The sequence below is a fragment of the Sulfitobacter sp. genome, assembly GCF_041552635.1.
GTDB lineage: Bacteria > Pseudomonadota > Alphaproteobacteria > Rhodobacterales > Rhodobacteraceae > Sulfitobacter.
Genome location: NZ_JBFEKM010000292.1, coordinates 1 through 2,936, shown reverse-complemented (window position 1 = coordinate 2,936; position 2,936 = coordinate 1). Strand labels below are relative to the sequence as shown.

The 2,936-nt window shown below is 57.7% G+C and carries 3 protein-coding genes; all 3 read left to right on the top strand.

The features are described 5' to 3' along the window. A partial coding sequence (locus ABYT07_RS20195; protein WP_372993801.1) for a YfcC family protein occupies positions 1–1,016 on the top strand: 1,016 nt, incomplete at its 5' end. A 17-nt stretch (positions 1,017–1,033) separates the two neighbouring features. Then, on the top strand, positions 1,034–2,263 hold the full coding sequence (locus ABYT07_RS20190; RefSeq protein WP_219581335.1) for an arginine deiminase: 1,230 nt from the start codon (positions 1,034–1,036) through the stop codon (positions 2,261–2,263). Between the two features lie 15 nt (positions 2,264–2,278). Then, positions 2,279–2,936: ornithine carbamoyltransferase subunit F (locus tag ABYT07_RS20185; protein ID WP_372993800.1), on the top strand; the 658-nt coding region annotated here is incomplete at its 3' end.

Here is a 2,936-nt window from a genome sequence, read left to right as displayed (position 1 = left end):
TGGGCGGCACGACCTACGGCATGGCCGAAGAAACGCTGGCCTTCTATGCGCTGTTGATACCGGTTGTCATCGCTGCGGGCTTTGACGTACTCACCGGTATTGCGATCATCCTGATCGGTGCGGGAATTGGCACGCTTGGGTCAACCATAAATCCGTTCGCAACAGTCATCGCATCTAACGCCGCAGGAATTCCGTTTACGGAAGGTTTGGCGCTGCGTCTGTTCATTCTGATCGGTGGTTTGGCGATCAGCATCGCCTATGTGATGCGCTATGCATCACGGGTCAAGGCAGATCCGACCCGGTCTGTCGTGGCAACGCAGCGTGAGGCACACCGCCAAATATTTCTGGGCGATGCGGATGCCGAATTCTTAGAGCCAAAGCTGACCGGCACGCAAAAACTGGTACTGCTGCTGTTCTTTGCGACCTTCGCCGTAATGATCTGGGGTGTGTCCAGTCAAGGCTGGTGGATGGCGCGGATGGGCGCGCTTTTCTTTGGCATGGCTATCGTCGTTGGCCTTGTCGCGCGGATGGGCGAAAAAAAACTGACTTCAGCCTTTGTCGAGGGAGCCAAGGATCTTCTTGGCGTGGCGCTGGTGATCGGGCTGGCCCGCGGCATTGTCGTGATCATGGAACAGGGCCTGATCGCGGACACTATTCTCAACAGTGCCGCCGACACGTTGGGCGGCCTGTCTGAGATCGCCTTCATCAACCTGATGCTCTGGATCGAGATCGGGATGAGCTTTCTTGTACCGTCCTCATCTGGGCTTGCAGTTTTGTCGATGCCGATCCTGGCCCCATTGGGGGATTTCGCCAGCGTCAGCCGCGATCTGGTCGTGACTGCCTACCAATCCGCAAGCGGGCTGGTGAACTTGATCACACCGACCTCGGCCGTTGTGATTGGTGGTCTGGCCATCGGGCGCGTGTCGTTCGATCGCTGGCTGGTGTTTATCTGGCCGCTTCTGCTGATCCTGACCCTTTTTGTCATGGCGGCGCTCAGCGTTGCCGTGATCCTGTAAATCAACGGAGAATTACAATGACTGACCACGCTCTTGGCGTACATTCTGAAACTGGTGAACTGCGGCAAGTGATTGTCTCGCCACCGGGTCTCGCCCACAGACGCCTCACACCGGACAACCGCGAGGAGCTGCTGTTTGACGATGTGTTCTGGGTCAAGCAGGCTATTAAGGATCACGGCGTCTTCGCAGACATCATGCGCGGCGAAGGGATCGAGGTGCTGGACGCAATGACATTGCTGGCCGAAACGCTGGACTTGCCCGATGCGCGCGCCTGGGTTTTGGACCATCGCATCACCCGCAACGATGTGGGTGTCGGGATGCGCGATGATCTGCGCGCATGGATGGAGGAATTGCCGGGCAGCAATTTGGCGCAGTTCCTCGTTGGCGGGGTTACAGTTGGCGATCTCCCTTTCACCCCATCCGGCATGTTTGGCAGCTACCTTGGCCACCACGGCTTTGTTCTGCCGCCGTTGCCTAATTTTATTTTTACGCGGGATAACTCCGCTTGGGTTTATGGAGGTGTGACCCTTAACCCGATGCATTTTGCTGCGCGGCGTCCCGAAACGCTACTCCTGGGTGCAGTCTATCGCTTCCACCCACAATTCGCCGGCAAGGCACGGGTGTTGTTTGGGGATCCGACGCAGGAATTTGGCGCTGCAACGCTAGAGGGTGGCGACATCATGCCAATCGGCCACGGTGTGGTCATGGTAGGAATGGGCGAGAGATCAACGCCCCAGGCGGTCGGACAGCTGGCTGAAGCCCTGTTCGCTGGAGGCGATGTACACCGCATCATTGCCTGTCAGATGCCCAGTTCACGGGCCGCGATGCATCTCGATACCGTATTCACCCACTGCGGCGGCGATGTCGTGACCACCTATCAGGAAGTGGCCGACGCAATCACATGTTACGACCTGCGTCCCGGTGCGGGCAAGGCACCGCTCGATATTCGCCGTGACGCACGTCACCTGTTCGAAATCACCGCAGAGATTCTGGGCCACAAGAAGCTGCATCTGGTCCCCACCGGCGGTTCGGACGCTGCAGAGCAATCCCGCGAACAGTGGAATGACGGCAACAACGTGCTGGCGCTGCGACCCGGTGTCGTCATCGGCTATGACCGAAACGACGACACAAACGCGGCCCTGAAGGACGCCGGTATCGACGTGCGGGCCATACCCGGTGCCGAACTTGGCCGTGGACGTGGTGGCAGCCATTGCATGAGCTGCCCAACCATCCGCGACGCAATCTGAAAAAGGAAATTTCAAATGTCTTACAATCTGAGAAACCGCCACTTTTTGGCCCTGCGTGATTTTAACCCACAGGAAATAGGCTTCCTGCTGAAACTGTCTGCCGACCTCAAGGCCGCCAAATATGGCGGCTATGAAGTGCCGCGCCTGACCGGAAAAGAAATTGCGCTGATCTTTGAAAAGGACAGTACCCGCACACGCGTAGGCTTTGAAGTGGCCGCACACGATCAAGGCGCGCATGTCACCTACCTCGGACCATCAGGTTCGCACATGGGCAAGAAGGAAACCGTCAAGGACACAGCACGTGTTCTGGGCCGGGTCTATGACGCGATTGAATATCGCGGATTTGGTCATCCAATTGTCGAAACGCTGGCGCAGTTTGCCGGGGTACCCGTCTATAACGGTTTAACGGATGAATTCCATCCGACCCAAATTCTCGCAGACTTTCTCACCATGAGCGAACATTCGGACAAGCCCCTGAGCCAGATTGCCTATGCATTTCTGGGGGATGCGGGCAACAATATGGGTGACAGTTTGTTGATCGGTGGGGCCAAGATGGGCATGGATGTGCGCCTGTGTGCGCCTGAAAGTCTGTGGCCTGAGCAAGCGATCCGCGACGAGGCCGATGCCATCGCCACCGAGACCGGCGCACGGATCACGCTGACCGAGGACGTGG

Bases quoted from the DNA above. Each gene is read 5' to 3' on its own strand.
- ABYT07_RS20190 (WP_219581335.1), top strand. From the start codon at position 1,034: ATGACTGACCACGCTCTTGGCGTACATTCTGAAACTGGTGAACTGCGG.